Source organism: Pseudomonas sp. FW305-E2, assembly GCF_058782925.1.
In genome coordinates this window covers 1-20986 of sequence record NZ_JBYSYE010000062.1, presented here as the reverse complement: position 1 = coordinate 20986, position 20986 = coordinate 1, and the positions used below count along the sequence as shown (strand labels likewise).

Here is a 20986-nt window from a genome sequence, read left to right as displayed (position 1 = left end):
GTCCAGGTGAGATACGCCTTCGTCGCTGAAGAACGGGCTCAGTTCCCGGTGCGTCTGTTGTGCCGGGTAATGGGTGTCTCGGTTTCAGGGTTTTACGACTATCAGCATCGCCAAGGCCGTCCAGATCCGGATGCACAAATACGCATCGATCTACACAAGGTTTACGCGGCTAGCCGCAAGACCTATGGCCGACCACGGCTAGTCGAGGCGCTAAGGCAGCAGGCCTATGCGGTAGGTCATAAGCGCGTTGATCGGCTGATGCATGAAGAGCACATACAAGGCCGATCCAAGGGCGGTTTCAGGCCGTGCACCACCGACAGTCACCATGCGCTGCCAGTGGCGAGCAATTTATTGGGTCGTCAGTTCTCCGTTCAAAGCTCCACCCCAGCCTGGGTCAGTGATATCACTTACATCGCTACGAAAGAGGGCTGGCTTTATCTGGCAGTGGTACTGAGCATCCAAACCCGCCAGGTGCTAGGTTACAGCCTGGCGGACAGGATGCCTGACGACTTGGTCGAGCGCGCTTTTATGAACGCCTGGAACGCATGTTTGGGCGTCTACGGAGTGATTTTCCATTCCGATCAAGGGCGCCAGTACGCGAGCAGCAGGTTTCGTCTCGCTTTGGCCAAGAAGGGCTTCGCGCAAAGCATGAGTCGGAGAGGAAACTGCTGGGATAACGCCGTAGCTGAGAGTTTCTTCGCTACATTGAAGAGAGAGGAAGCCTACGCGGTCTACCCCACAAAGAAACAGGCTCACCTGGCACTTGCCAGCTACATCCATGGGTTCTGCAACAGCTGTCGACTGCATTCAGCATTGGGTTACCGTTCACCGAACGAATACGCAAAAGGCTTAAGGCAGTTGGCTCTGTAGCCAGCTTCTTGGCGTCCGCTGTCACGGGGCAGGCCCATGCGTTATCTAACCCTGAGTAGGCTGCGGGATTGATGTCAGTACGCGCTCAAAGGGCTGGAGCTTGATGTTGAAGAGGATAGGGTTTTGATCAAAATCGGGGGGTTAAGTGGTTCGTCTAGGAAAACGTTGAGGTCTTGCATGGGCATGTCTCACTGTTCCATCTGTGGGACAAACTAACGCATTTTTGCTGACTTATCAGCTATTGATCACTTCGATAGGATTCTCCCCATCGTGATCGCCCACAGATGCGGTCTTCACTCACAGGAGAGTCCCATGAAACTGTTGCACATCGATTCGAGCATCCTGGGCGACAATTCCGCCTCGCGTCAGCTGAGCCGCGAAGTGGTCGAAGCCTGGAAGGCTGCAGACCCAAGCGTTGAGGTGGTTTACCGCGACCTGGCTGCCGATGCCATTGCCCACTTCTCCGCCGCCACCCTGGTCGCTGCAGGCACCCCTGAAGACGTACGCGACGCAGCCCAGGCTTTCGAAGCCAAGCTGAGCGCCGAGACGCTCGAAGAGTTTCTGGCTGCCGATGCCGTGGTGATTGGCGCGCCAATGTACAACTTCACCGTGCCGACCCAGCTAAAAGCCTGGATTGACCGTGTGGCCGTCGCCGGCAAGACCTTCAGCTACACCGAAGCCGGCCCGCAAGGCCTGTGCGGCAACAAGAAAGTGGTGCTGGTTTCCACTGCGGGTGGCCTGCACGCTGGCCAGCCGACTGGCGCCGGGCATGAAGACTTCCTGAAAGTGTTCCTGGGCTTCATTGGTATTACCGACCTGGAAATTGTCCGGGCCCACGGCCTGGCCTATGGCCCGGAGCAGCGCAGCCAGGCGATCGATGCTGCACAGGCGCAGATTGCCAACGAGCTGTTTGCGGCCGCCTGATCAAGGGAGCGGTGGGTTGCAAGCGTGGCCCTGTCGAGGGACAAGGCCACCCCAACCCGTAGAAGCGTTCAGGCTACCGGAATAAGCGGATCAGCGGCTGCCAAGGCTGCTGCACGGTCAGCCGCTGGCGGATAAATCCACACTGAATTGATCTGGCGCTTCAGCGCTTTGGCTTCGGCCTTGTCCTCCGGTGGCGACACCTCACGATCCCATCCTTCGGTATACACCGCACCCCAAGCCCCCAGGTCCAGGCAGGTCACGTACTTGGGCTGGCTGTAAGCCATCGGTGGCACGCCAATCAGCTCGGCCGCGGCATTGTTGCCTGCGTGGCGCCCCAGCGGAATCGCATGCTGGCACGACATCATTGCAGGGTTGCCAAGCGCGTCACAGGTGGCGTAAGCCACGTCTCCCGCGGCATACACGGCATCATTGCCCTTGACCTTCAGGTTGCCATCGACATGCAAACGGCCGCGGTTGTCGCGCTCGCCGCTGATCTGTTCGGTGAGCGGGTTGGCCTTGAAGCCAACCGTCCAGACCACCGTGCTGGCGTCGATACGCTGGCCGTTGTCCAGCTGCACACCGGCAGGGTCTACCGAAACCACCGTGGCACCGCAAACCCACTCCACGCCCAGGGCCTCGCATGCCTGCTCGATGGCTGGGCGGATGCCGTCACCCAGGGCTGCGCCAATCCTGGCGCCGCGGTCGATTACCACTACGCGCAACGCGGCGTCTTCACCCAGTATCGCGCGCAAGCGGGCCGGCAATTCGGTGGCCGTCTCGATGCCGGTAAAACCGCCCCCGGCTACTACCACAGTATTGCGTGCCGGCGTGTTCGGCAGGCTGGCCAGTGACTTCAGGTGGGTTTCCAGGCGTGCGGCGCTGTCGAGCTTGTCGACGTCGAAGGCATGCTCGATGCCGACCATGTCAGGGCGCTCGAGCTCACTGCCGCAGGCCATGATCAGACGGTCGTAGGGCAGGGTGCAGCGAGTGCCGCTGCGAGTGCGATAGCCCACGCGGCGGGCCGCTTCATCGATGTGGTAGGCCGTGCCCTGCACGAAACGGACATTGACAGCGTCGAACAGCGCCTGCAGTGGTGCGGCCATGGTATGCACGTCTGGCTCGTAGAAGCGCGGACGCACATGCAGTTCAGCCTGGGGCGCGAGCAAGGTGACCTCGACGCCTTTGCTGCCGTTGAGGTCAAGCTGGCGGATGGCGCTGAGTGCGCTCCACAGGCCGGCAAAGCCCGCACCAATGATCAGGATCTGCTTCATGGTTGTGCTCCTTTGAAGTTCGGTGGACAAGGTAGACCGTATTGCCGGTCAACGGTGTTACCAGTGCTTGCTGGAGTGCTTCAGAATGTTGGCGGCGTGATCACCCAGATCACCACGGCATCCACTTCACCGGGGTTGCCGTAGCGGTGAGGTTCCTGGCTCGAGAAGCTGAAGCTGTCGCCTTCACTCAGCTGGAAATGCCGCTCGCCTACCCACAGCTCAAACGTGCCGCTGAGCAGGTAACCGGCTTCTTCGCCGTCGTGGCTGTAGCTTTGCTGGCTGTAGGTACCTGGCGGGAAACGTGAGTGCAGCATCTCCAGCTGGCGGTTGGGCTGGGGGGTGAGCAGTTGATCGACGATGCCATCTTCGTAATGCACGCTCAGGCGGCTGTTGCGCCGCACCACATAGCCTTGGTCTTCGGGCGCGGTGGTGGCCTCGCTGGCGAAGAACCACTGGATGGTCACGCCCAGGCTGCGGGCGATGTTGAACAGCGCCGGGATCGACGGGTAGGAGAGGTTGCGCTCCAGCTGGCTGATGTAGCCTGCGGTCAGTTCACTGTGTGCGGCCAGCTCCGCCAGGGTCATGCCGCGGCGCTTGCGCAGGCCGCGGATGCGGGTGCCGAGGAACTGCGGCGCGGCGCCCCCGGGTTCGCTGGCGGGGGGCTGGGGGGGTTGGCTCATGCGCGTCGGTCCATCGCAAAAGCCGCAGTATGTACAGCCTCAGAGCGCCCAGGCAACCGTCAGGCCATCGTGAATCGCTTCTTCGGCCGTGCGCGGTGCCAGGCAGTCGCCAATCCGCCGTACGTCCACCACACCTGCCAGTTCAGTGGCCAGGCGGTCTTGCGGTTGATGCCCCATGCACAGCACCAAGGTGTCGATGCCTTCGAAGATCATCGGATCGCCGCTGGCGGTGTGCTGCAGGTACACCGTGTTGTCGTCGCTGCCATACAGGCGTGCGTATGGGGTGACAGGGATACCCAGGCGATGCAGCTCGCCGGCCAGTTGGTCACGTACGTAAAGCGGCAGGCTCTCGCCGCAATGAGTACCGTTGACCGCCAACTGGACCTGATGGCCTTCGCGCACCAGGCGTTCGGCGATACCGGGGCCGATCCAGTCACAGCGCCAGTCGATCACCAGCACCGAACGCCCCGGTTTCACCTCATTGCGCAGCACTTGCCAGGCGTCCACTACCTGAAGCTCGCCGGTACGCTCGAACGCCGGCCAGTAGGGGATGGCGCCGGTAGCGGCAATGACCAGATCAGGGCGCTCACGTTCGACCAGTGCGCGGTCGACCCGGGTGTTGCGCACCACTTCTACACCTGCCAGGGCCATTTCCCGTTGAAGGTTGGTGCTGGCACCCCCGAACTCGCTACGCCGTGGCAGTAGCTGGGCCAGCAGCACCTGCCCACCGAGCTGCGGGCCCGCCTCGTACAGCGTGACCTGGTGCCCGCGCGCGGCGGCCACGGCGGCGGCCTTCATGCCGGCAGGCCCGCCGCCGGCGACCATTATGCGCTTGGGCGAGGAAGTGGGCGTGAGGTGCCCGTACTGCAACTCACGCCCGGTTTCCGGGCGCTGGATGCAGGAAATGGGCAAGCCACGATGGAAATGGCCAATGCATGCCTGGTTGCAGGCGATGCAGGCGCGCACGTCTTCGACCTGGCCGCGTTCGGTCTTGCCTGGCATCGACGGATCGCAGATCAGCGCCCGGGTCATGCCGCACACATCAGCCTGGCCGCGGGCCAGGATCAGCTCGGCTTCCTGGGGCTGGTTGATGCGCCCGGTGACGAACAGGGGGATAGCCAGTTGTTGCTTGAAGGTGCCAGCCTCGCGGGCCAGGTACGCCGGTTCGATGGCCATTGGTGGCACGATATGGACCGCGCCACCCAGCGAGGCCGAGGTACCGGCGACGATATGCAGGTAGTCGAGTTGGCCCTGCAAGGCCACGGCAGCAGCCAGTGACTCGTCTTCACTCAGGCCCTGGCTGTCGCGCTCGTCAGCGCTGATGCGCAGGCCAATGATGAACTGCTCATCGGTGGCGGCGCGCACCGCGGCCAGCACTTCGCGCAAGAACCTCAGGCGCTGATCCAGGTCACCGTTGTAGCCATCACTGCGTAGGTTCACCCGGGGGTTGAGAAACTGCGCGGGCAGGTAGCCATGGCTGGCTACCACCTCGACGCCATCCAGGCCGGCCTGGTGCAGGCGGCGTGCGGCGCCGGCATAGCCCTGGACGATTTCGTCGATCATTGCCTGGTCCAGCGCCCGTGGCATCACCCGGAAGCGCTCATTGGGCACCGCAGAGGCCGAGTAGGCTACCGCCAACAGGCCGTCTGCCGATTCCATGATCTCCCGCCCGGGGTGAAACAGTTGCGACAGCACCACGGTGCCATGCGCGTGGCAGGCCTCGGCAAGCTGGCGGTAGCCGTCGATGCAGGCATCGTCCGTGGCCATTAGCACATGCGAGGTGTAGCGGGCACTGTCGTGCACCCCGGCGACCTGCAGCACGATCAGGCCAACGCCGCCGGCAGCGCGGTCGCGCTGGTAGGCGATCAGTTTGTCGTTGACCAGGTTGTCGGTGGGCAGGCAGGTGTCGTGCCCGCTGGACATGATGCGGTTTTTCAAACGTTTGCCGCGAATCTGCAAGGGCTCGAACAGGTGTGGGAAGGCGGTCTGCATACAGGCGGCTCCGGTACGTTGTTGTTATTTTTCTATCAAAGTGTAGCAATAGTAAAAAATCAACTTGTTTTTTTACTGGTGTCTGTCTAGGTTTTCCTCACTCGCATGGCGAGGGTGTGACCTCAAAACAACAAGAAAACGGGCCCGTCGGGCACCGCCAGGAGGAAACAACGATGCAGCTATATCCACGTGTGACCGGCCTTTGTGCAGCCTTGCTGGCCCTTGGCCTGGGCACTGCGCAAGCTGCGCAGCAGATGGTTGTGGTCGGTTATGGCGGCGCGGGCCAGAAGGCCCAGGATGAGGCGATTTTCAAGCCCTTCATTGCCCAGGACGGCAGCCAGCTGATCCAGAGTGAATACAACGGCGAAATGGCGCGGATCCAGGTCATGGCCGACACCGGCAACGTCGATTGGGATGTGGTGCAGATCGAAGGCCCTGACTTGATGCGCGGCTGCGACGAAGGGATCTACGAGCACCTGGACTGGCAGCGCCTGGGCCATGCCGCCGAACTGATCCCGGCAGCCGCACAGGATTGTGGGTCGGCCGCGCTGGTCTGGAGCGTGGCTATTGCCTACGACCGCAGCAAGCTGGCCCAGGCGCCGGCGTCGTGGGCCGACTTCTGGGACGTCGACAAGTACCCTGGCAAGCGCGGCCTGCGCAAGCGTGCGGTGTACAACCTGGAGTTCGCGCTGTTGGCTGACGGGGTCAAGGTCGAAGACGTATACCGGGTATTGTCCACGCCGGCAGGCGTCGAGCGGGCCTTCGCCAAACTCAGCGAACTCAAACCCCATATCCAGTGGTGGGACGCCGGCGCTCAACCCGCGCAATGGCTGGCAGCCGGTGACGTGGTGATGACCTCCACCTACAGCGGAAGAATTGCGGTGGCGGCGCAGCAGGGCAGCCCGTTGGCCGTGGTATGGCCTGGCAGCCTGTACGGTATGGACTATTGGGCGATCATCAAAGGCTCGCGGCATGTCGACCAGGCCAAGCGGCTGATTGCCTATGCCAATCAGCCGGATACCCAGGTGCGGTATGTACAACAGATCCCCTATGGGCCAACCAATACCCAAGCCGCGGCCAGGCTTGACCCGGCGCTGGCCAACTGGGTACCCACTTCGCCACAGAACCTTCAAGGGGCGCTGGCCATGAACGTGGAATTCTGGGTCGATCATGGCGAAGAACTGGAGCAACGCTTCAACGCCTGGGCCAGCAAATAGCGTTCAGTAAAGGGGCAACAAGATGACTTCAACGGAACTAAGCCTGCGTCGGGAGCTGGCTGCCTGCTACCGGCTGATCGCGCACTTTCGCATGAGCGATCTCATCTTCACGCATATCTCCCTGCGCCTGCCTGGGCCGGAGCACCATTTCCTGATCAACCCGTATGGCCTGCTCTTCGAGGAGATCACAGCGTCCAGCCTGGTGAAGATCGACCTGCAGGGGCGGCCGGTGGGGGCTGCCCGTCACCCGGTCAACCCGGCCGGGTTCGTCATTCACAGTGCCATTCACGCTGCCCGCGAGGATGCCCGGTGCGTGCTGCACACCCACACCCGCGCAGGCTGCGCGGTGGCCGCACTGGAATGTGGCCTGCTGCCGGTCAACCAGATGTCCATGGAGTTTTACGGCAATGTGGCTTACCACGCCTACGAGGGCGTCGCGCTGGACATGGATGAACAGCAACGGCTGGTGGCCGACCTGGGCAACAAGCCGGTGATGATGCTGCGCAACCATGGCCTGTTGACCACGGGGCGCAGTGTGGCTGAAGCCTTCTTGCGCATGTACTACCTGGAGAAGGCTTGCGAGATCCAGTTGGCGGCGCAAAGTGCTGGGCAGCTGGTATTGCCGACGACCGAAGTGTGCGTGCGTACCGAACGGCAGTTCAACGCGCCGGGGAGAGGGTTGAAGCAAGGGGAACTGACCGACCCGGATGCGCTGCAATTGGCGTGGGCGGCGTTGTTGCGAATGTTGGAAAAGGTGGCGCCTGGTTATCAGGATTGAACCTGCGCTTGCTGATTTGGCAGTTAGTCGTGCAAACGACAGCGGGCGGACGGAACAGTCACTGTAGTGCAACCATTGCTTTCAACTGTGCTGGTCCCTTCTCAAGGAATACCGTTATGCTGTAACGAAATATGTCTAAAAAGCCTGCAGAAGGAAGTCGCAATGCCACTCAAGGACCTGCTTATCGCCCTGGTGGTGATTGTCGCCTGGGGCGTCAACTTTGTGGTCATCAAGGTTGGCCTCGACGGGCTGCCACCGATGTTGCTGGGGGCATTGCGTTTCTTGCTGGTGGCGTTCCCGGCGATCTTGCTGGTCAGGCGGCCCAAACTGCCGTGGCGCTGGCTGATCGCTTACGGTGCGACCATTTCACTGGGCCAGTTCGCGTTCCTGTTTCAGGCCATGTACAGCGGCATGCCGCCAGGGTTGGCTTCGTTGATCCTGCAGTCGCAAGCCTTCTTCACCCTCGGTTTTGCGGCGTTGTTTCTCGGTGAGCGGCTGCGCCTGGCCAGCGTGCTGGGGCTGCTGGTGGCGGCCGGCGGCCTGGCACTGATCGGCAGCGAAGACGGCGGCCATGTGCCCATGCTGGCGTTGGTGCTGACCCTGTGTGGCGGTGCAATGTGGGGCCTGGGCAACATCATTACCCGGCGGTTCGGCTCGGTCGACCTGGTCGCGTTGGTGATCTGGGGTGGGCTGATCCCACCACTGCCATTCCTGGCACTGTCCTGGTGGCTGGAAGGCCCCGAGCGCATTGGCCATGCCTTGGCCAATATCAGTTGGAGTTCGGTGCTGGCCCTGGCGTATTTGGCCTTTGTGGCCACCATGCTCGGCTACAGCCTGTGGAGCAAGTTGCTGTCGCGTCACCCGGCAGGCAAAGTGGCGCCGTTCTCGCTGCTGGTACCGGTGATTGGCCTGAGTTCGTCGGCGTTGCTACTGGGAGAGCGCCTGACCGCTACGCAGGGCTGGGGCGCATTGTTGGTGATGGCCGGCCTGCTGGTGAATGTATTCGGTGCGCGCATCGGTCAGCGTTTGCGGGCTGCCAACGCGTAAAGCGCTTAAATCCGGCGACCTGCGCTCTGTTAGAATCGGCCTCTTTTTGCCAGGCCAACGGAGCGCATCCATGATCATTTCCACCACCAGCCAGCTCGAAGGCCGCCCGATTGCCGAATACCTGGGCGTGGTCAGTTCCGAATCGGTGCAGGGCATCAACTTCGTGCGCGATTTCTTTACACGGTTTCGCGACTTCTTCGGTGGCCGTTCGCAAACCCTGGAAAGCGCGCTGCGCGAGGCCCGGGAGCAGGCCACTGAAGAACTCAAGGCCCGGGCACGACAGTTGCAAGCCGATGCGGTAGTGGGGGTTGATTTTGAGATCAGCATGCCGTCGGTACAGGGCGGCATGGTCGTGGTATTTGCCACCGGCACGGCAGTACGCCTGAAGTAAAGCCTTTTGCCATTGGTCGGCTGCAGGGTTCTTGTCCGGTCGGTCCGCAAATGACCAGCTAGTCTCACTTTCACAGGCCGCGTTTCCTGGGCAACTTGTCTGGTTGCCGACGCGACCGCCACTGGAGGGAGACAGGGCATGAGCGAATCCTTTTTCGAAGACCTGAACGATGCGTTCCCGATCAACAGCCAGGTGCGTTGCGGCCAGGCGGCATTTCGCCTGGGGTTCGCCCACATGACGCTGGATGATTCCGAACAGCTCCAGCCTGCACATTTGCAGCGCAGCAAAAAAGGCCGCTTCATGCCGCGGGTACCGCTCAAGAAGTGATCCCGCGTCTGCACACGCCCCGCCCAACGGCGGGGTTTTTATTGCTATTCGTTGATCCGCCTCATGGTATTGCCCGGTAGCGCTCGCCGGATGGCCCGGCCTGTGGTTTTCTGACGCGGCATTCCAGCAACGGAGGATTGAATGCTCATGCGAGTCAGGGAAGAAACCTATTGGCAGTGGGCCGACGCACAGTTGCACAGCCGCTGCCACGACGAAGCACTCAGCGACGGCACCACACTGGACGTGCAGGTGCGCTTGTCGCGCCTGGGGGCGACGCAGCTGTTTCTGGGGTTGTACGCCGGGGATGGGCGGGCGTTGCTGGAGGAGTATTACCCTGCGCTGCCGGGCGAGACCATGACCCGTGCGCTGGTGTGGGGTGTCGACCGCGCCCGGGCGATGGCAACAGGCGCTTTGCCTTTGCCGGAAACCCGTCTGCAGCGGCGCCAGGCATGAAAAAGCCCGGCCAATGCGGGCCGGGCTCTGGTAAGGGTGCGAACCCTCAATTCAGCGGTTCGATCACCTTGACTGCCTGCTGCTCACGGGCAGCGGGCCATTCTTGTTGCAGGGTCTGCAGCACGCGGCCAACGAATTCGGTGTCGGCGGCGGCTTTCTTGCCGACGTAGCCTTGGCCACGGCGGTAGACCTTGAAGCGGGCACGCATGCTGGGCAGGTGCTCTTCAAATTCATCTTCGACGGTGTTCGGTGGCAGGCGGTCGAGGCGCACTTCACCGGTTTGGCTAACCCACAGCAAATGGTCGTCAAGGCTGTCCTTGCGCACGGCGAACAGCTGGGCCAATTGGTCGATAGTCGGATTGTTGTTCAAGTTCATCATAAAGCCCCCATTACCCATTCATAGGTGATTTTCACAGTTGGCGCTATCACGGTGTAGCGCACTACCAAGGCTGCTACAGCAGCATCGCAACAGGGGCTTTCTCACGCTGCCTTTTGGACAGTTTCCCTCTCCACGGACGGCCTGCGTTACCGCGCAGGCCGTCTGGAACACCCTTGCCACCGCTCCCGATCGGGGAGACGGCTTCATCATGCCCAAGCGCGATGAACGGCGTCAACCATTTTGTAGTGAATATTTTTGCTCACTACATTCTGTCGTTTTGTCCGACAATCAACGCGAGCGTTATAAGCCGGAAAGGATGTCGAAGGCGGCTTGCACCCGCGCCTGGTTGGGGTAATTCCGATTGGCCAGCAGCACGACTGCCAGCTGTTCTGCCGGCACGAACGCGGCGTACGCGCCGAAGCCGTTGGTGGCGCCGGTCTTGTTGTACCAGGCTGCCGGTAGCGCGGGCAGGGCCGGCTGCAAGCGAGTGGTGGCCTGCGGTTCGCGGATCAGCCGTGGGCTGTTGCCATCGATCAGTGTGCTCAGCGTGACCGGGTAGGGGTAGCGTTCCCAGCCCAGGCCTTGCGTCATGGCGCCAACCTGGAAATAGCCCTGCTGGGTAATGGCGGTGGCTTTCACCAGGGCCGGTGGCAAGCCCTGCGGCTGCATGTGCAACCGCACATAGCGCAGCAGGTCGCTGGCGCTGGTTTTGATGCCGTAGGCCTCATCGGCGTAGGGGCCGGGCCCTACACGCACCGGCTTGTCGTCGGCGTCATACCCTTGGGCATAAAGCCCCTGGGCGCTGGCCGGAACCTGAAGGTAGGTATTTTTCAGGCCCATCTTCGTCAGCAGGCCCTCACTCATCAGCGTGGAAAACGGTTGATGCTGCGCACGGGCGGCCAGGTCACCAAACAAACCCAGGCTGGGGTTGGAGTAGCAGCGCTGGGTGCCGGGTTTGGCGCGAGGTTGCCAGTGGCGGAAGAAATCGACTACCTGCTGCGGTGTTTGCACGGTGTCGGGGAACTGCAGTGGCAGGCAGTCGGCGCTATAGGCGCCCAGTTCCAGCACCGTCGCGTCGCCGATGGGGACGCCGGCCAGTGCCGGGTGATAGCGCTTGGCCGGGGCCTCGAGGTCAAGCTTGCCCTCGGCGCTGGCAAGCGCGGCCAGGGTGGCCGTATAGGTCTTGCTCAGCGAACCGATCTCGAACAGCGTATCGCGGCTTACCGGTACGTTGTCGGCCTTGCTGGCCACACCGTAACTGAAGTAATGCGCGTGGTCGCGTGCATAGATGGCCACAGCCATGCCGGTGATGCCTTGTTCCTGCATGAGCGGGCGGATGATCTGGTCGACCTTGGCCTGTAACTGGTCGTCGGCCTGGGCGCTGGCATGGCCCAAAGCAAGGGTAATGGCGGCTGCAAGTGTAGCCAGACGTGGGCGGAGCATGGAGAGTCCTTTTTGTGGAACGTGTCCGTTGAGCGATACCGCTCGGGGTTCCGGCGTTAGCGACGGAGAGCCAAAGACCTTATCGTCTGCCCAGCCACCATGACAAGATGGATACAGTGATGAAGTATTTGCGCATGTTATTTGACAATTTCACCTTGGCCTTGCTCGGTGTGGTACTCATCGCCACCGTGCTGCCTTGCTCGGGCGATGGCGCGGTGTTTTTCGGCTGGCTGACCAACCTGGCCATCGGCCTGTTGTTCTTCCTGCATGGCGCCAAACTGTCCCGTGAAGCCATCATTGCCGGTGCCGGGCACTGGCGCCTGCACCTTCTGGTGTTCTCCTGTACTTTCGTATTGTTCCCACTGCTGGGCCTGGCGTTCAAACCTCTGTTCGTACCGCTGGTGGGTAACGAGCTTTACCTGGGCATCCTGTACCTGTGTGCCTTGCCTGCAACCGTGCAGTCGGCCATCGCCTTTACCTCGCTGGCCCGCGGTAACGTGCCGGCAGCCATCTGCAGCGCAGCGGCCTCCAGCCTGTTGGGTATCTTCCTCACCCCGTTGCTGGTGATGCTGCTGCTGGGGGCCGGTGGTGATACAGGTTCCGGCCTGGATGCGGTGTTGAAGATCACGTTGCAGCTGCTGGTGCCGTTCGTTGCCGGGCAGGTCGCGCGGCGCTGGATCGGCGCCTGGGTCAAGCGCAATGCGCGCTGGCTCAAAGTGGTGGACCAGGGTTCGATCCTGCTGGTGGTGTACACCGCCTTCAGTGAGGCCGTGGTTACCGGGCTGTGGCACACCGTATCGCCGCAGCACCTGGCGGGGTTGTTCGTAGTGTGCGCAATTCTGCTGGCAGTGGTGCTGTTTGGCACCCGCTTGCTTGGCAAGGCGCTGGGCTTCGACCTCGAGGATCGCATCACCATCCTGTTTGCCGGCTCCAAGAAAAGCCTGGCTACGGGTGTGCCCATGGCCCAGGTGTTGTTCGTGGGCAGTGGCATTGGCGCGATGATTCTGCCGCTGATGCTTTTCCACCAGATACAGCTGATGGTGTGTGCTGTGCTGGCGCAGCGTTATGCCAGCCGCGAGCAGGAGGTGGAGGTTTCGGCGTTGTCTTGAGCGCCTTTGCGTTCCCATGAAGATACTGTGTTGGCGGTCAAGCTTTTCTGCGGTGCTCAGCGCTGAAAAGCTTGGTCGTATCAAGGGGTTGATACCCGCGAAGCACGGCGGGCCTGCTGGCCAATTTCTACCCATCGTTCACCGTTGCCGCCGCTACCGTATTCGCGGGTAAACCCGCTCCTACACCTGATCGGGGGGGGGACACACATTGGTGATTGGGTGCAGGCCGTCGTGTAGGAGCGGGTTCACCCGCGAAAGGGCCGGGCCTGCTGGCCAATTCCCACCCGTCGTTCACCGTTGCTGCCGCTACCGTATTCGCGGGTAAACCCGCTCCTACAACTGGAACGCAATGGCAGCGATCAGCGGGCCAGGCCTGAACGACGCTCGCGCAGCGCCTTGTCGACTTCGGCCTCGATCTTGTAGGCCGGCCCCTCCAGGTCGTCGAAGTTGCGCGTATAGCGTCGGGCAAATTCCTCCACGCCCAGCTCCTGATACTGCTGCACATGCTTGAGCTCGTGCGCCCACAAGGCCACGTTGTCCTCGGCATCGGCGGCCCGGCGGAAGATGATCGTGTCGATCAGTGTAACGGCGTTCACATCGGGGTTCTGCAATAGCGCATTGGCTGCGCTCATCTGTTGCTCATCCCCCACCCGGAAGCGCGCCGCGTCGAGCACGGCAAAGTCATACCAAGGTTCAAGCTGCGCCCGAATATGCAACGGAATCGGCTGCACTCCGCTGGCCGTGGCTTCGTCGCGGGCCTGGCGCAAGGCGTAGGTCAGGCTGGACGAGGCCATGACCTCCACATCCTTGAGGATCTGCCCGGCCTGGCCTGGGTCGATCGGGGCGCAGAAGCAGCCCATCAGGCACACTTGATACTGCCCAGGCGGGCAGGCCTGTTCGGCAAGCGCTGGCAGGGCCAATAGCAAACCCAGCAGGGCACTAATCCGTCTCATGCAGGGCCTGTTCGACAAACTGGCGGCTGGCGCCCAGTACCTGCGTTTGCACGCTTTCACTGGCCAGCATGCGCCCGACCAGCAATGCTCCTACGCACTGGCTTATCAGCACCCAGGCCAGCTGCTCATCCTCCAAGGTTGTGCTCCAGGCCTGGTGCAGCTCTACCAGCCAGTGCTCAGCCACTTCACGCACCGGCGTGTCGGCCCGGGCGATTTCCACACCCAGCGGCGGCAGCGGGCATCCACCTTCGGCATTGCGCAGGTGGGCCAGGCTCAGGTACTGCTGCAGACAGCGGCCCAGGCGTTCGCGGTTGGCGCCTTGGCAAGCCAGGCGTGCCAGGGGGCTGTTGCTCAGCTCCTGGCGTACCACCTCGGTAAACAGGTCATCCTTGGACGGGAAGTGGTTGTAGAAGGCACCGCCGGTCAGGCCGATCGCTTTCATCAACCCGGCCACGCCGGTGCTGGCAAAACCCCCGCGTTTGGCCAGCGCGCCGCTGCTGGCCAGCAACCGTTCGCGGGTTTGCTGTTTGTGTTCGTTGGAATAGCGCATTCACATGCCTCGGCAGACAGGCTTGACGATGAACGCGATCATAGCATAGCGTTCGTTTACTAAACGATCATTTACCCATGGAGGCAGGCATGTCAGAACAACAAAAAGTCGTGCTGGTGATCGGGGCGGGCGACGCCACTGGGGGTGAGATCGCCAAGCGCTTTGCGCGTGAGGGCTATATTGCCTGCGTAACCCGGCGCCAGGCCGACAAACTGCAGCCGCTACTGGAGGAAATACACGCCGCTGGCGGCCAGGCCTACGGTTTTGGCTCTGATGCGCGCAAGGAAGAGGAGGTGACCGCGCTGGTAGACACTATCGAGCGTGATATAGGCCCGATTGAGGCATTTGTCTTCAATATCGGTGCGAATGTGCCGTGCAGCATTCTCGAGGAAACCCCACGTAAGTACTTCAAGATCTGGGAAATGGCCTGCTTTGCCGGTTTCCTCACCGCGCAGGCGGTGGCCCGGTGCATGGTTCAGCGTGAGCGCGGCACCCTCCTGTTCACCGGCGCTACAGCCGGTACCCGCGGCGCAGCCGGTTTTGCCGCCTTCGCCGGCGCCAAGCATGGCTTGCGTGCCCTGGCACAGAGCATGGCGCGCGAGTTGGGGCCACGCAACATCCATGTCGCCCATGTGGTGGTGGACGGTGCCATCGACACGGCCTTCATCCGTGACAGCTTCCCCGAGCGTTATGCCCTCAAGGACCAGGATGGCATCCTTGACCCGGCGCACATTGCCGACAGTTACTGGTTCCTGCACGCCCAGCCCCGCGACGCCTGGACGTTCGAGCTGGACCTGCGCCCCTGGATGGAACGCTGGTAAACCCCCGTTAACACGCAAGGACCGTCACCATGCACACGTCTGTCGATTTCTTTTTTGACCTGGGCAGCCCGGCCAGTTACCTGGCCTGGACCCAACTGCCGAACCTGTGTGCCCGCCATGGCGCTACGCTGCGCTACCGGCCAATGCTGCTTGGCGGGGTTTTCCAGGCTACCGGCAATGCTTCGCCGGCCATGATCCCGGCCAAAGGGCGCTACATGTTCACCGACCTGGCACGCTTTGCCCAACGCTACGGTGTGCCGTTCGGGATGCCGCCGGGCTTTCCGGTCAATACCCTGACTTTGATGCGCGGCGTGACAGGTACCCAGTTGCATTCACCGGATCGGTTCGAGGCATTGCTATCGGTGCTCTTCACTGGGCTGTGGGTACAGCGCCGCAACCTGAGCGACAGCGCTGTGCTGAATGAAACACTCGTGCAGGCAGGTTTCGACCCGCAGGGTTTTCATGACCTGGCCGCTGACAGCGAAGTAAAAGCAGCGCTAAAGCAGGCCACCGAGGCCGCTGTGGCGCGCGGGGTGTTTGGCGCGCCCACCTGTTTTGTCGGTGATGGCATGTTCTTCGGCCAGGACCGCCTGGACTTTGTCGAAGAGGCGCTGCGTCAGGGAGCCAGCAGCCTCTCCAGCTGAGTGCGCTCCCACAGGCTGAGCAGGTCGGTGGGGTTGGTGCCATAGCGCTGCCAGTGCTCGAGCCCGGCCTGTTCGCCGCCGGGGGCTTGGCAATGAACGCAATGCGCCAAGCCTTCAGTATCCAAGGCCAACGTCAGTTGCCAGCCCTGGATACCGACATCGACCAAGCCACCCTCGCGGCGTGCAGCCACCTCAAGGTGGTGCACGCCAAGGGCCACATTACGCAGGCACTGATAGACATCCCGGGCGCTCAGTGAAGGTCTGTGCGTCAAGATCAGAAATTCGCCGGCGTGTTGGCGCTGATGATCTCGGCCTCATCCGGGCCGATGTTCTTGAAACTGTGCGGCAGGGTCGTGGGGATGTAGTAGCCGTCGCCCGAATTGAGGACGCTGACCTGGCCGTCGACCCACAGCTCGACGGTGCCACGGGTGACCAACCCGCATTCTTCGCCTTCAGCGTGCACGATCGGCTCGCCAGAGTCGGCGCCGGGTGCGTACAGCTCACGCAGCATGCGCATTTGGCGGCCTTCGACGCTGGCGCCGACCAGCAGCATGCGCAGGCCATTGCGGCCCAGGTCGGGTTGTTCGCCACCACGGAATACGTAGCGTTCCTCACGCACCGGCTCGTCGAAGCTGAAAAACTCCGCCAGGCTCATGGGGATGCCCTCGAGCAGTTTTTTCAGGGAGCTGACCGAAGGGCTGACGCGATTCTGCTCGATCTGCGAGATCGTCGAATTGGTCAGCCCGCTGCGACGGGCCAGTTCCCGTTGGGAGAGGTTGTTGCGTTCACGCACCAGTTTGAGTCGCGTCCCCGTGTCCATAGCCGCCTTGTAATCAGAGGTGTCAATAATAATGAGCGATGCGCATTAAAACACACTCTGCGCCCTTGCGCGCTGTGCTTCTCAAACCCGCTGCTCACGCGGCATTGGCCACAGCCCGACCAGCAGCAACAGCACGGCCACGGCCAGGAATGGCAAGCGCGGATCAAGGGCATACACCAAGGTACCGGCGAGCGGCCCGATCACCGCGCCCATGCCTTGGGCGGCGCCAATGGAGCCGGCCGTGGCGCCTTGTTCGGAGGCCTGCATGGCATTGGCCGCCAGTGCCGAAAACGCCGGGAAGACGAAGCCCATGCCGGCCGCCGCAACAAAATAGCAAGCCCACAGCCAGGGGGCCGTGGTGGCCAGCGAGCCACAGGCAAAGCCCAGTGCCGATACCGTGGCACCCACCCGGATCATCTTCAGCGGTGGCCACTCCAGTTGGCGCAGTATCACCTGGGCCAGCATCAGTGCCACACCCACGGTGGTCAGGGCAATGCCAGCCGCCTGGGCCGCTTCGGCAGGGCCCAGATGCAAGCGGTCAAGGGCAAAGAAACCGACGATGATCTGCGACACGGTCACGCTGAGCATGGCGCTGAATGCCACCAGCAGCGGCCGGCGCAGGCGCGGGTCGTTCAGCCGCACCGGGCTGGGGGCGTGGCTGTGCGGCAGCGCCTGTGGTTTGAGGGTAAAAAACAGCACCAGGAAGGCAGTGGCCGGCAGCAGCGACATGATATGGAACGGCAGGCTCAGGCTGTGCCGCGCCAGCAGTGCGGCCAGCGCCGGCCCGACCACCAGACCGACGGCGTTGGCCGCCCCCAGTGAGGCCATGGCCCGCGCCCGGCGTTGCGGCTCGACATGGTCAGCGATCAGCGCATTGCAGCCTACCGGGATGGCGGCATAAAAGGCGCCGATGCAACCACGCGCGATCATCAGGCCGATGAACGCCAAGGTCGCCCCCGGCATCCAGCGCAGTGCGCCTTCGACGAACAGGCACAGCAGCCAGTAGGCCAGGGTGAAGCCGGCGCTGCCCAGCAGCAGGATGCGCCGGCGGCCCAGGCGGTCTGCCGCGCGGCCCCAGGGCCGGGCCAGCAGCACCCAGACCACGCCGGCCACGGTCACGGCGGCGCCGGCTTGCCAGGTGGCCATGCCAAGCTGGCGGGCTATCGGGCCGATCAGGGCGACGAAGGCCATCATCGACATGGTGCAGGCCATGTTGGCCAGCAACAGCGGGCGCAGGTTCAGGGTGCTGGCAGGCAGAAGGGTTGCAGGATCCTTTGCGACGTTCATGGGCAGTCCAGGGCAGAGTGGCAAACAAAACCGATATTATTAGGAATCATTATCGATTGTCGAACCCCGTGCTGCTACCGTTCACTCGCTGCGGTGCAAGGGGCCAGGCCACATGCTACGCAACACACCGTCACGGCGCACCCACGCATGCATCAAAGCGGCCCCCACATGCACCAGCACCGTGGCAAACAGCAGGTAGCCGGCCCAGCCATGGGCCTGGCGCAACACAGCATATAGCTGCAGGTTGTGGGGGGCGATGGCGGGCAAGCCGAGCGGGCGCGGGTAATCGCCTGCCGACAGCATGGCCCAGCCCAGCAGCGGCATGGCCAGCATCAGGCCATAAAGCAGCAGATGCGAGGCTCCGGCGGCCCAGCGCTGCAGTTTTGGCAGATCGTTCGGCAGGGGCGGGTGAGGTAGGGTCAGGCGCACAGCAATGCGCAGTACCACCAGCACCAGCAGGGCCAGCCCAGTGGCCTTGTGCAGGCTGATCAGCACCGGGTGGCGTAGCGACAGGTCGGCGACCATGCTCACGCCGATGAACAGCATGGCCAGAATCAGCACGGCCATCAGCCAGTGCAACACGCGGGCGAAAGGGTGGAAGGCTTGAGGTTTCATGGCTTGGCTCCGGTGCTGAGCGATTCGCGGCTACGGCGGTTGAACGATTCGGAATAGGCGGCCGAGCGGGCGGCGAGGATTGGGTCGGCTGACGCCTCTATGCCGCGGGGCAGGATCAGCGGGTCGAAGTTGAGATCGCGGCAGGCCCCTTGCTCGGGGGCGTCTACCTGTTCCAGTACCAGAGTGCCAGCGTCCACGCTGCGCCGCTCGGCGGGCCACGGCTGGGCAGGGTCGTCCACGGCATCGCCAGGTTCGGCCAGTACCAGGCGCAGCGTCCAGCGCAACGGGCCTTGGGCAAGGCGCTGCTGCAAGTCGTGTTGCAGGAATTGCTTGTCATCAACCTGCGCGGGTAATGCCGCAAATGCAGTTTGTGGCTCGAGCTGCCAACGCACCGGGTGGGCCGCACCCGCTGCGTCGATCAGGTGGAAGGCATTGATACTGTGGTACTGCGTGTTGGCGAAGCTGTCGCTGGGTTTGTAGCCCGCCACCCATTGGCGAAACGCCGCGCTTTCCGGGTGAGCGGCGAAGAACGCCTGCAGCTTGCCAGGGTCCGGTTTGCCGGTTGCCGGGTCTGGTGCGCTCGCCAGTACTTGCTGGTAGAACCCTTGCGGCGTGCTGACTGCCAGCACCGGAGGGTTGTTCATGCCGGTCCGCCAGACCTGGCCATCGTCGGTGCTCAGCTCAATCGCCAGGCTGCGTACGGGTATACCCGTATCCGGGGCGAACGGGTTGGCGCCGCCGATGGCAAAACGGCCCACCACCGGCACCCGTTGCTGGCTGAAGGCGCGCGCCGTGGACAGGTTGGCGGCCTGCCCGCTGGCCTGGAAGTAGCCGCTCACGCACAAGCCCTTGGCGTGGTTCTTGCGGTAGCCGGGGTAATGCCCGGCCTGGGCTTCGAAGGTGTCGATGATGCGCTGTGGCGTCAGTCGGGGGGCGCCGAGCCAGCCAGCGGCATAGGCAAAGCCGGCACCTGCGGCCAGCAGCACGCCGCCAATGGCGGCCAGGCGCAAGGCTTTGGCCGAGCCGTGCAAGGGTGTGTTCATGGTCATCGTCCGGTTCAGTGAAGGTGCCAGTACGACGTGTCAGAGAAAAAGTTATTCCCTCATCGGGAATAGAATGTGTTCACAGGCGTCTGCCCTTTACACTGACAACCCCAGAGGCCGGGACCTAGCCATGCATGATTTGGACGACCACCAGTGGCGCGAGCTGCTGGCCCGCCTGCGCCGCTTTGCCGTGTGGCTGACCCGTGAGCCGGGCAGCGCCGACGACCTGGTGCAGGCCACGGTCGAGCGGGCCCTGAGCCGTCGCGACCAGCAACGGGACACTGATGCCCTGCGTGCCTGGCTGTTCACCATCCTTTATCGACAGTTCCTCGACAGTAAGCGCCGCGAGCGATTGCATGCGCGCTGGTTGTCCTGGTTCGGCCGTAACGAGCACGACGATGAGCCGGTCGGAGACAACCTCGAAACCATCGTTCTGGCACAGGCCGACCTGCAGGCGTTTGCCCGGCTGACGGCGGAGCAGCGTGCCTTGTTGTTGCTGGTCAGCATCGAAGGCTTGAGTTACAAGGAGGCCGCCCAGGCCTTGGGCATCCCCATCGGCACTGTGATGTCGCGCCTGTCGCGCGCGCGCAATGCCTTGCGCGAACTGACCGAGGGCAACCCCCAGCCCCCGGCCTTGCGGAGACTGAAATGAAGCGCCTGATCCCCAGCGATGACGAATTGCACGCTTACGTCGATGAGCGCCTGGAACCTGTGCGCCGGGCCGAAGTGCAGGCCTGGCTGGCGGCCAACCCGCAAGCTGCGGCACGGGTGGAAGGCTGGCGCGCCGATGCCCGGCGGCTGCGCACAGCGCTGGCCGGATTGGGCGAGCTGCCCGGTGCGGCGCAGCTGGACCTTGGCCAGTTGCGTCGGCAATTGCGCCAGCGTCGGCAGCGGCGTTGGGCGGCGGCGGCGGTGGTGATGCTGGCGTTGGGTGTGGGGGGCTTGGGCGGCTGGCAAGTGCGCGATGCAACCTTGGCGCGGGTCGACCTGCCCATGGCTGATGCTGTTCAGGCGCACCGTTTGTTCGCCAGCAGTGAAGCACTGGATATCCAGGCCAGTGATCCTGGGCAGTTACGTGACTGGCTGGGCCGCCATTTCAGCCGGGTGGGCCAGTTACCGGACCTGGCGGGGTATGGCTTCAAACCGGTGGGCGCCCGCCTGCTCAGCAACGAGCAGGGGCCGGCTGCATTACTGGTATTCGAAGATGGCAAGGGCCAGCGCATCAGCCTGTTCCTGCGCTCGCCGGGCGACCTTTATCGGCGCATGCCGGACGGGCAGCGGGTCGATGGACAGCTGGAGGCGCGGTACTGGTCGCATGGGGCTTATAACTTTGCCTTGGTCAGCGCGGCGGACGATGTGCGTGGGGCGGGGG

The 20986-nt window shown here is 62.9% G+C and carries 25 protein-coding genes; 13 read left to right on the top strand and 12 right to left on the bottom strand.

The window, feature by feature from the left end; genetic code table 11:
• The coding region (locus AC3WLP_RS26080) for an IS3 family transposase (protein WP_492576361.1) at positions 1–870 on the top strand (870 nt) is incomplete at its 5' end.
• Positions 871–1182: 312 nt separating this feature from the next.
• Entirely contained in the window at positions 1183–1794 is a 612-nt protein-coding gene (locus tag AC3WLP_RS26075) for an FMN-dependent NADH-azoreductase (RefSeq protein WP_003253906.1), read from the top strand.
• 68 nt (positions 1795–1862) lie between these two features.
• Here AC3WLP_RS26075 and AC3WLP_RS26070 read toward each other — a convergent pair whose 3' ends face one another.
• The 3 genes from AC3WLP_RS26070 to AC3WLP_RS26060 form a co-directional block, all read right to left on the bottom strand.
• A complete protein-coding gene (locus AC3WLP_RS26070) occupies positions 1863–3065 on the bottom strand; it encodes an NAD(P)/FAD-dependent oxidoreductase (protein WP_088512240.1) in 1203 nt (400 codons plus the stop codon).
• Between the two features lie 80 nt (positions 3066–3145).
• Positions 3146–3745: a helix-turn-helix domain-containing protein gene (locus tag AC3WLP_RS26065; RefSeq protein WP_014591264.1), complete on the bottom strand. Its 600-nt coding sequence runs from the start codon at positions 3743–3745 to the stop codon at positions 3146–3148.
• 39 nt (positions 3746–3784) lie between these two features.
• A complete protein-coding gene (locus AC3WLP_RS26060; protein ID WP_088512239.1) occupies positions 3785–5737 on the bottom strand; it encodes an oxidoreductase in 1953 nt (650 codons plus the stop codon).
• A 173-nt stretch (positions 5738–5910) separates the two neighbouring features.
• Here AC3WLP_RS26060 and AC3WLP_RS26055 point away from each other — a divergent pair, with 173 nt between their 5' ends.
• The 6 genes from AC3WLP_RS26055 to AC3WLP_RS26030 all read left to right on the top strand — a co-directional run bounded on the left by AC3WLP_RS26055 (position 5911) and on the right by AC3WLP_RS26030 (position 9950).
• Positions 5911–6954 carry an ABC transporter substrate-binding protein gene (locus tag AC3WLP_RS26055; protein ID WP_017147666.1) on the top strand — a complete coding sequence of 348 codons (1044 nt, stop codon included), beginning with the start codon at positions 5911–5913 and terminating at the stop codon, positions 6952–6954.
• Between the two features lie 22 nt (positions 6955–6976).
• Positions 6977–7732: a class II aldolase/adducin family protein gene (locus AC3WLP_RS26050; protein ID WP_014756422.1), complete on the top strand. Its 756-nt coding sequence runs from the start codon at positions 6977–6979 to the stop codon at positions 7730–7732.
• Between the two features lie 162 nt (positions 7733–7894).
• Positions 7895–8779 (top strand): EamA family transporter, encoded by an 885-nt coding sequence (locus tag AC3WLP_RS26045; protein ID WP_003253899.1) that lies wholly within the window; start codon positions 7895–7897, stop codon positions 8777–8779.
• 70 nt (positions 8780–8849) lie between these two features.
• A complete protein-coding gene (locus AC3WLP_RS26040) occupies positions 8850–9170 on the top strand; it encodes a YbjQ family protein (protein ID WP_003253898.1) in 321 nt (106 codons plus the stop codon).
• A gap of 138 nt (positions 9171–9308) precedes the next feature.
• Positions 9309–9497, top strand: coding sequence for a hypothetical protein (locus AC3WLP_RS26035; RefSeq protein WP_003253897.1), 189 nt, complete (start codon positions 9309–9311; stop codon positions 9495–9497).
• A 141-nt stretch (positions 9498–9638) separates the two neighbouring features.
• Positions 9639–9950, top strand: a complete 312-nt coding sequence (locus AC3WLP_RS26030) for a hypothetical protein (protein WP_010953779.1) — start codon at positions 9639–9641, stop codon at positions 9948–9950.
• Between the two features lie 46 nt (positions 9951–9996).
• Here AC3WLP_RS26030 and AC3WLP_RS26025 read toward each other — a convergent pair whose 3' ends face one another.
• A complete protein-coding gene (locus AC3WLP_RS26025; RefSeq protein WP_003253895.1) occupies positions 9997–10329 on the bottom strand; it encodes a hypothetical protein in 333 nt (110 codons plus the stop codon).
• Positions 10330–10629: 300 nt separating this feature from the next.
• Positions 10630–11772: a class C beta-lactamase gene (ampC, locus tag AC3WLP_RS26020; protein ID WP_088512238.1), complete on the bottom strand. Its 1143-nt coding sequence runs from the start codon at positions 11770–11772 to the stop codon at positions 10630–10632.
• Positions 11773–11891: 119 nt separating this feature from the next.
• On the opposite strand from ampC, the gene AC3WLP_RS26015 reads away from it, so the two are divergent.
• Positions 11892–12881: a bile acid:sodium symporter family protein gene (locus AC3WLP_RS26015; RefSeq protein ID WP_371919711.1), complete on the top strand. Its 990-nt coding sequence runs from the start codon at positions 11892–11894 to the stop codon at positions 12879–12881.
• Positions 12882–13240: 359 nt separating this feature from the next.
• Here the strand turns inward: AC3WLP_RS26015 and AC3WLP_RS26010 are convergent, their stop codons facing one another.
• Positions 13241–13834, bottom strand: coding sequence for an eCIS core domain-containing protein (locus tag AC3WLP_RS26010; RefSeq protein ID WP_012052552.1), 594 nt, complete (start codon positions 13832–13834; stop codon positions 13241–13243).
• On the bottom strand, positions 13821–14384 hold the full coding sequence (locus AC3WLP_RS26005) for a TetR/AcrR family transcriptional regulator (protein ID WP_012052551.1): 564 nt from the start codon (positions 14382–14384) through the stop codon (positions 13821–13823). Before AC3WLP_RS26005 ends, AC3WLP_RS26010 begins: the two co-directional genes overlap by 14 nt.
• An 89-nt stretch (positions 14385–14473) precedes the next feature.
• Here AC3WLP_RS26005 and AC3WLP_RS26000 point away from each other — a divergent pair, with 89 nt between their 5' ends.
• Both AC3WLP_RS26000 and AC3WLP_RS25995 read left to right on the top strand, forming a co-directional pair.
• A complete protein-coding gene (locus AC3WLP_RS26000) occupies positions 14474–15205 on the top strand; it encodes an SDR family oxidoreductase (protein WP_088512237.1) in 732 nt (243 codons plus the stop codon).
• 29 nt (positions 15206–15234) lie between these two features.
• On the top strand, positions 15235–15849 hold the full coding sequence (locus AC3WLP_RS25995; protein WP_012052549.1) for a 2-hydroxychromene-2-carboxylate isomerase: 615 nt from the start codon (positions 15235–15237) through the stop codon (positions 15847–15849).
• Here AC3WLP_RS25995 and AC3WLP_RS25990 read toward each other — a convergent pair.
• From AC3WLP_RS25990 to AC3WLP_RS25970, 5 genes are all read right to left on the bottom strand, one after another.
• Positions 15822–16121, bottom strand: coding sequence for a DUF7693 family protein (locus AC3WLP_RS25990; protein ID WP_012052548.1), 300 nt, complete (start codon positions 16119–16121; stop codon positions 15822–15824). The two genes, AC3WLP_RS25995 and AC3WLP_RS25990, sit on opposite strands and share 28 nt — an antisense overlap.
• A 2-nt stretch (positions 16122–16123) precedes the next feature.
• The gene (locus AC3WLP_RS25985; RefSeq protein WP_003248033.1) at positions 16124–16669 is read right to left on the bottom strand and encodes a cupin domain-containing protein; all 546 of its coding nucleotides are present in this window, start codon (positions 16667–16669) and stop codon (positions 16124–16126) included.
• Between the two features lie 81 nt (positions 16670–16750).
• Positions 16751–17956 carry an MFS transporter gene (locus AC3WLP_RS25980; RefSeq protein WP_003248036.1) on the bottom strand — a complete coding sequence of 402 codons (1206 nt, stop codon included), beginning with the start codon at positions 17954–17956 and terminating at the stop codon, positions 16751–16753.
• An 81-nt stretch (positions 17957–18037) separates the two neighbouring features.
• Positions 18038–18571, bottom strand: a complete 534-nt coding sequence (locus tag AC3WLP_RS25975; RefSeq protein ID WP_003248038.1) for a cytochrome b — start codon at positions 18569–18571, stop codon at positions 18038–18040.
• Positions 18568–19620 (bottom strand): catalase family peroxidase, encoded by a 1053-nt coding sequence (locus AC3WLP_RS25970; RefSeq protein ID WP_088512236.1) that lies wholly within the window; start codon positions 19618–19620, stop codon positions 18568–18570. Before AC3WLP_RS25970 ends, AC3WLP_RS25975 begins: the two co-directional genes overlap by 4 nt.
• Positions 19621–19744: 124 nt before the next feature.
• Between AC3WLP_RS25970 and AC3WLP_RS25965 the strand changes: the two genes are divergently transcribed.
• Together AC3WLP_RS25965 and AC3WLP_RS25960 are read left to right on the top strand one after the other, a co-directional pair.
• A complete protein-coding gene (locus tag AC3WLP_RS25965; RefSeq protein ID WP_088512235.1) occupies positions 19745–20266 on the top strand; it encodes a sigma-70 family RNA polymerase sigma factor in 522 nt (173 codons plus the stop codon).
• The coding region (locus AC3WLP_RS25960) for an anti-sigma factor family protein (RefSeq protein WP_103340272.1) at positions 20263–20986 on the top strand (724 nt) is incomplete at its 3' end. The genes AC3WLP_RS25965 and AC3WLP_RS25960, both read left to right, overlap by 4 nt.

Excerpts from the sequence above, each read along its gene's own strand:
- AC3WLP_RS26075 (WP_003253906.1), top strand. The coding sequence starts at position 1,183 with ATGAAACTGTTGCACATCGATTCGAGCATCCTGGGCGACAATTCCGCC.
- AC3WLP_RS26070 (WP_088512240.1), bottom strand. The coding sequence starts at position 3,065 with ATGAAGCAGATCCTGATCATTGGTGCGGGCTTTGCCGGCCTGTGGAGC.
- AC3WLP_RS26065 (WP_014591264.1), bottom strand. The coding sequence starts at position 3,745 with ATGAGCCAACCCCCCCAGCCCCCCGCCAGCGAACCCGGGGGCGCCGCG.
- AC3WLP_RS26060 (WP_088512239.1), bottom strand. The coding sequence starts at position 5,737 with ATGCAGACCGCCTTCCCACACCTGTTCGAGCCCTTGCAGATTCGCGGC.
- AC3WLP_RS26055 (WP_017147666.1), top strand. The coding sequence starts at position 5,911 with ATGCAGCTATATCCACGTGTGACCGGCCTTTGTGCAGCCTTGCTGGCC.
- AC3WLP_RS26050 (WP_014756422.1), top strand. The coding sequence starts at position 6,977 with ATGACTTCAACGGAACTAAGCCTGCGTCGGGAGCTGGCTGCCTGCTAC.
- AC3WLP_RS26045 (WP_003253899.1), top strand. The coding sequence starts at position 7,895 with ATGCCACTCAAGGACCTGCTTATCGCCCTGGTGGTGATTGTCGCCTGG.
- AC3WLP_RS26040 (WP_003253898.1), top strand. The coding sequence starts at position 8,850 with ATGATCATTTCCACCACCAGCCAGCTCGAAGGCCGCCCGATTGCCGAA.
- AC3WLP_RS26035 (WP_003253897.1), top strand. The coding sequence starts at position 9,309 with ATGAGCGAATCCTTTTTCGAAGACCTGAACGATGCGTTCCCGATCAAC.
- AC3WLP_RS26030 (WP_010953779.1), top strand. The coding sequence starts at position 9,639 with ATGCTCATGCGAGTCAGGGAAGAAACCTATTGGCAGTGGGCCGACGCA.
- AC3WLP_RS26025 (WP_003253895.1), bottom strand. The coding sequence starts at position 10,329 with ATGATGAACTTGAACAACAATCCGACTATCGACCAATTGGCCCAGCTG.
- ampC (WP_088512238.1), bottom strand. The coding sequence starts at position 11,772 with ATGCTCCGCCCACGTCTGGCTACACTTGCAGCCGCCATTACCCTTGCT.
- AC3WLP_RS26015 (WP_371919711.1), top strand. The coding sequence starts at position 11,892 with ATGAAGTATTTGCGCATGTTATTTGACAATTTCACCTTGGCCTTGCTC.
- AC3WLP_RS26010 (WP_012052552.1), bottom strand. The coding sequence starts at position 13,834 with ATGAGACGGATTAGTGCCCTGCTGGGTTTGCTATTGGCCCTGCCAGCG.
- AC3WLP_RS26005 (WP_012052551.1), bottom strand. The coding sequence starts at position 14,384 with ATGCGCTATTCCAACGAACACAAACAGCAAACCCGCGAACGGTTGCTG.
- AC3WLP_RS26000 (WP_088512237.1), top strand. The coding sequence starts at position 14,474 with ATGTCAGAACAACAAAAAGTCGTGCTGGTGATCGGGGCGGGCGACGCC.
- AC3WLP_RS25995 (WP_012052549.1), top strand. The coding sequence starts at position 15,235 with ATGCACACGTCTGTCGATTTCTTTTTTGACCTGGGCAGCCCGGCCAGT.
- AC3WLP_RS25985 (WP_003248033.1), bottom strand. The coding sequence starts at position 16,669 with ATGGACACGGGGACGCGACTCAAACTGGTGCGTGAACGCAACAACCTC.
- AC3WLP_RS25980 (WP_003248036.1), bottom strand. The coding sequence starts at position 17,956 with ATGAACGTCGCAAAGGATCCTGCAACCCTTCTGCCTGCCAGCACCCTG.
- AC3WLP_RS25975 (WP_003248038.1), bottom strand. The coding sequence starts at position 18,571 with ATGAAACCTCAAGCCTTCCACCCTTTCGCCCGCGTGTTGCACTGGCTG.
- AC3WLP_RS25970 (WP_088512236.1), bottom strand. The coding sequence starts at position 19,620 with ATGACCATGAACACACCCTTGCACGGCTCGGCCAAAGCCTTGCGCCTG.
- AC3WLP_RS25965 (WP_088512235.1), top strand. The coding sequence starts at position 19,745 with ATGCATGATTTGGACGACCACCAGTGGCGCGAGCTGCTGGCCCGCCTG.